The sequence below is a fragment of the Pseudokineococcus marinus genome, assembly GCF_013004605.1.
GTDB lineage: Bacteria > Actinomycetota > Actinomycetes > Actinomycetales > Quadrisphaeraceae > Pseudokineococcus > Pseudokineococcus marinus.
This window is the reverse complement of sequence record NZ_JABEMA010000210.1, coordinates 1-5,475: the sequence shown is the minus strand read 5'-3', so window position 1 is coordinate 5,475 and position 5,475 is coordinate 1. Positions and strand designations below refer to the sequence as shown.

Below are 5,475 nucleotides of genomic sequence, written 5' to 3'. Positions count from 1 at the left end.
GGTTTGGGTGGTGGGGGGCGTTCAGGTGCCTTGCTCGCCAGTGGGTGGGGTGCTGTTGTTCCAGGTGTATTAAGACCGGCTGCGGGCCTTTCGGGGTTCGTGGTGTGGTTGTTGTGCATTGATGGAGAGTTTGATCCTGGCTCAGGACGAACGCTGGCGGCGTGCTTAACACATGCAAGTCGAACGGTGATGCTCCAGCTTGCTGGGGCGGATCAGTGGCGAACGGGTGAGTAACACGTGAGCAACCTGCCCCTGACTCTGGGATAACCACCGGAAACGGTGGCTAATACCGGATATGACCCCTTGTCGCATGGTGGGGGGTGGAAAGTTTTTCGGTCGGGGATGGGCTCGCGGCCTATCAGCTTGTTGGTGGGGTGATGGCCTACCAAGGCGACGACGGGTAGCCGGCCTGAGAGGGTGACCGGCCACACTGGGACTGAGACACGGCCCAGACTCCTACGGGAGGCAGCAGTGGGGAATATTGCGCAATGGGCGGAAGCCTGACGCAGCGACGCCGCGTGGGGGATGAAGGCCTTCGGGTTGTAAACCTCTTTCAGCTCCGAAGAAGCGAGAGTGACGGTAGGAGCAGAAGAAGCACCGGCTAACTACGTGCCAGCAGCCGCGGTAATACGTAGGGTGCGAGCGTTGTCCGGAATTATTGGGCGTAAAGAGCTCGTAGGCGGCTCGTCGCGTCTGCTGTGAAAGCCCGGGGCTTAACCCTGGGTCTGCAGTGGGTACGGGCGAGCTAGAGTGCGGTAGGGGAGACTGGAATTCCTGGTGTAGCGGTGAAATGCGCAGATATCAGGAGGAACACCGGTGGCGAAGGCGGGTCTCTGGGCCGTAACTGACGCTGAGGAGCGAAAGCATGGGTAGCGAACAGGATTAGATACCCTGGTAGTCCATGCCGTAAACGTTGGGCGCTAGGTGTGGGCCGCATTCCACGTGGTCTGTGCCGCAGCTAACGCATTAAGCGCCCCGCCTGGGGAGTACGGCCGCAAGGCTAAAACTCAAAGGAATTGACGGGGCCCCGCACAAGCGGCGGAGCATGCGGATTAATTCGATGCAACGCGAAGAACCTTACCAAGGCTTGACATGCAGGGAAATCCTCCAGAGATGGTGGGTCCGCAAGGGTCCTGCGCAGGTGGTGCATGGTTGTCGTCAGCTCGTGTCGTGAGATGTTGGGTTAAGTCCCGCAACGAGCGCAACCCTCGTTCGATGTTGCCAGCGGGTGATGCCGGGGACTCATCGGAGACTGCCGGGGTCAACTCGGAGGAAGGTGGGGATGACGTCAAATCATCATGCCCCTTATGTCTTGGGCTTCACGCATGCTACAATGGCCAGTACAAAGGGCTGCGAGACCGTGAGGTGGAGCGAATCCCAAAAAGCTGGTCTCAGTTCGGATTGGGGTCTGCAACTCGACCCCATGAAGTCGGAGTCGCTAGTAATCGCAGATCAGCAACGCTGCGGTGAATACGTTCCCGGGGCTTGTACACACCGCCCGTCACGTCACGAAAGTCGGTAACACCCGAAGCCGGTGGCCCAACCCGTAAGGGAGGGAGCTGTCGAAGGTGGGACTGGCGATTGGGACGAAGTCGTAACAAGGTAGCCGTACCGGAAGGTGCGGCTGGATCACCTCCTTTCTAAGGAGCATCTGGCATCGCCGGCGCTGGATCCTGTGTCTTCGTGCTTGTCGCGGGGTGTGGGTGGTGGTGGTTGGTGGTGTGCGGAGACCAGGCCCGGGCCGTGCGCGTCCGGGGTGGTGCTCGTGGGTGGAACGTTCGGCTGGTCTGGTGGCTGTGCTGCTGGGGGTGAGTACCGCTGACGCGGGTCCTGCTTGAGTGTGGGGCTGGTGGTGGTGTGCGGGGAAGTCCTTGGTGGTGGGGTGGCTGGGTCGTGGTGCGCTGTTGGGTCCTGAGGGAGCAGGCCGTTGGTTGGCTTGTCTTGCTCTGGAGTGAGCGCGGGTCGTCCCTGCGGTCATACCGCCCCCCGGTGGGTGTTCTTGACGATGTGAGTCGTCGGGGATGGTCTGGTGGGGGTGGGTGCCGGTGGTGGGGGTGGCTTGTTCGTAGCTTGAGAACTGCACAGTGGACGCGAGCATCTTTATCTTTGTGGCCAAGTTTTTAAGGGCGTACGGTGGATGCCTAGGCACCAGGAGCCGATGAAGGACGTAGGAGCCTGCGATAAGCCTCGGGGAGTTGGCAACCGAACTGTGATCCGAGGATGTCCGAATGGGGGAACCCGGCTGGATTCATCTCCAGTCACCTGCACCTGAATATATAGGGTGTGTGGAGGGAACGTGGGGAAGTGAAACATCTCAGTACCCACAGGAAGAGAAAGCAACAGCGATTCCGTGAGTAGTGGCGAGCGAAAGCGGATGAGGCTAAACCGTGTGCGTGTGATACCCGGCAGGGGTTGCGTGCGCGGGGTTGTGGGACCCGTTGGCCTTCAGCTGCCGCTGGGGCGGGGAGTGATAAAGCCGCGTTGTAGTCGAAGGGTCTTGGATGGCCTGGCGTAGAGGGTGCGACCCCCGTAGACGAAACAGCGTGGCCTCCTTGGACGGTGTTCCCGAGTAGCACGGGGCCCGAGAAATCCCGTGTGAATCTGGGGGGACCACCCCCTAAGCCTGAATACTCCCTGGTGACCGATAGCGGACGAGTACCGTGAGGGAAAGGTGAAAAGTACCCCGGGAGGGGAGTGAAATAGTACCTGAAACCGTGCGCCTACAAGCCGTCGGAGCAGGATTCGTCTTGTGACGGCGTGCCTTTTGAAGAATGAGCCTGCGAGTTAGTGGCATGTGGCGAGGTTAACCCGTGTGGGGAAGCCGTAGCGAAAGCGAGTCCGAACAGGGCGTGTGAGTCGCGTGTCCTAGACCCGAAGCGAAGTGATCTACCCATGGGCAGGTTGAAGCGCGGGTAAGACCGCGTGGAGGACCGAACCCACCAGGGTTGAAAACCTGGGGGATGACCTGTGGGTAGGGGTGAAAGGCCAATCAAACTTCGTGATAGCTGGTTCTCCCCGAAATGCATTTAGGTGCAGCGTCGCGTGTTTCTTGCCGGAGGTAGAGCTACTGGATGGCCGATGGGCCCGACAAGGTTACTGACGTCAGCCAAACTCCGAATGCCGGTAAGCGCAGCGTGGCAGTGAGACTGCGGGGGATAAGCTTCGTAGTCGAGAGGGAAACAGCCCAGATCACCGGCTAAGGCCCCTAAGCGTGTGCTAAGTGGAAAAGGATGTGGAGTTGCGCAGACAACCAGGAGGTTGGCTTAGAAGCAGCCATCCTTGAAAGAGTGCGTAATAGCTCACTGGTCAAGTGATTCCGCGCCGACAATGTAGCGGGGCTCAAGCACACCGCCGAAGCCGTGGCACTCCCATGTTAGCCAGGCTCACCTTCGGGTGGGTCCAGGTGTGGGGGTGGGTAGGGGAGCGTCGTGTGGGGGGTGAAGCGGCAGGGTGACCTAGTCGTGGACGCCACACGAGTGAGAATGCAGGCATGAGTAGCGAATGACGGGTGAGAAACCCGTCCGCCGGATGATCAAGGGTTCCAGGGCCAGGCTAATCCGCCCTGGGTAAGTCGGGACCTAAGGCGAGGCCGACAGGCGTAGTCGATGGACAACGGGTTGATATTCCCGTACCGGCGAAGGACCGCCCATGCCGGGGCCAGCGATGCTGAGTGCCTGAAGCCTCACGTGCCCTTCGGGGCGAGTGTGGGTGGAACGCACGACCCAGACTGGTAGTAGGCAAGCGCATTAACAGGGGTGACGCAGGAGGGTAGCTTCCGCGTGGCGATGGTTGTCCACGTCCAAGGGTGTAGGGCGAGTCGTTGGTAAATCCGCGGCTCACACAAGTCTGAGACCTGATGGTGAGCACGTAGTGCGAAGTGAGTGATCCCATGCTGCCGAGAAAAGCCTCGGCGCGAGGTTCTAGCCGCCCGTACCCTAAACCGACTCAGGTGATCAGGTAGAGAATACCAAGGCGATCGAGTGAATCGTGGTTAAGGAACTCGGCAAAATGCCCCCGTAACTTCGGGAGAAGGGGGGCCGATCGCGTGAACGCCCCTTGCGGGTGGGAGCGTGTGAGGCCGCAGAGACCAGGGAGAAGCGACTGTTTACTAAAAACACAGGTCCGTGCGAAGTCGCAAGACGATGTATACGGACTGACGCCTGCCCGGTGCTGGAACGTTAAGGGGACCGGTTAGCCTCACGGCGAAGCTGAGAACTTAAGCGCCAGTAAACGGCGGTGGTAACTATAACCATCCTAAGGTAGCGAAATTCCTTGTCGGGTAAGTTCCGACCTGCACGAATGGCGTAACGACTTCTCCGCTGTCTCAACCGCGAACTCGGCGAAATTGCACTACGAGTAAAGATGCTCGTTACGCGCAGCAGGACGGAAAGACCCCGGGACCTTCACTATAGTTTGGTATTGGTGTCTGGTGTGGCTTGTGTAGGATAGGTGGGAGACTGTGAAGCGGGCACGCCAGTGCTGGTGGAGTCGTCGTTGAAATACCACTCTGGTCATACTGGGCGTCTAACTTCGGTCCGTGATCCGGATCAGGGACAGTGCCTGATGGGTAGTTTAACTGGGGCGGTTGCCTCCTAAAGTGTAACGGAGGCGCTCAAAGGTTCCCTCAGCCTGGTCGGTCATCAGGTGTTGAGTGCAAGTGCACAAGGGAGCTTGACTGCGAGACTGACGGGTCGAGCAGGGACGAAAGTCGGAACTAGTGACCCGGCCGTGGTGTGTGGAAACGCGGTCGCTCAACGGATAAAAGGTACCCCGGGGATAACAGGCTGATCTTGCCCAAGAGTCCATATCGACGGCATGGTTTGGCACCTCGATGTCGGCTCGTCGCATCCTGGGGCTGGAGTAGGTCCCAAGGGTTGGGCTGTTCGCCCATTAAAGCGGTACGCGAGCTGGGTTTAGAACGTCGTGAGACAGTTCGGTCCCTATCCGCTGCGCGCGTCGGAGACTTGAGAAGGGCTGTCCCTAGTACGAGAGGACCGGGACGGACGAACCTCTGGTGTGCCAGTTGTCCTGCCAAGGGCATGGCTGGTTGGCTACGTTCGGGAGGGATAACCGCTGAAGGCATCTAAGCGGGAAGCCTGCTTCGAGATGAGGTCTCCTTGCCACTTCGGGTGGTGTGAGGCTCCCAGGTAGACGACTGGGTTGATAGGCCGGGTGTGGAAGCGGGGTAACTCGTGGAGCTGACCGGTACTAATATGCCGATGGCTTGACCACTTCTAGTGTGTGTTGCTCGTGTCCACTGTGCGGTTCTTGGGTTACGAACCCCCCGCCGCCCCCTTGGGGTGTGTGGGTGGGGGTTCGTGCTCGTGAGTTGTTTCGGCGGTCATAGCGTCGGGGAAACGCCCGGTCCCATTCCGAACCCGGAAGCTAAGCCCGTTCGCGCCGATGGTACTGCGTGGGGGACTGCGTGGGAGAGTAGGTCGCCGCCGGACTTCACTTAGGAAGGGCCACCCCCCT

The 5,475-nt window shown here is 59.7% G+C and carries 3 rRNA genes; all 3 read left to right on the top strand.

From position 1 onward, the window contains the following. Positions 1-118: 118 nt before the first annotated feature. Positions 119-1,640: ribosomal RNA gene (locus HLB09_RS12330) — 16S ribosomal RNA — on the top strand. Between the two features lie 470 nt (positions 1,641-2,110). After that, positions 2,111-5,232: ribosomal RNA gene (locus HLB09_RS12325) — 23S ribosomal RNA — on the top strand. A 101-nt stretch (positions 5,233-5,333) separates the two neighbouring features. Then, positions 5,334-5,450, top strand: a 5S ribosomal RNA gene (gene rrf, locus HLB09_RS12320). Together the 16S, 23S and 5S rRNA genes form the textbook arrangement of a ribosomal RNA operon. The last annotated feature ends 25 nt before the right edge of the window (positions 5,451-5,475 follow it).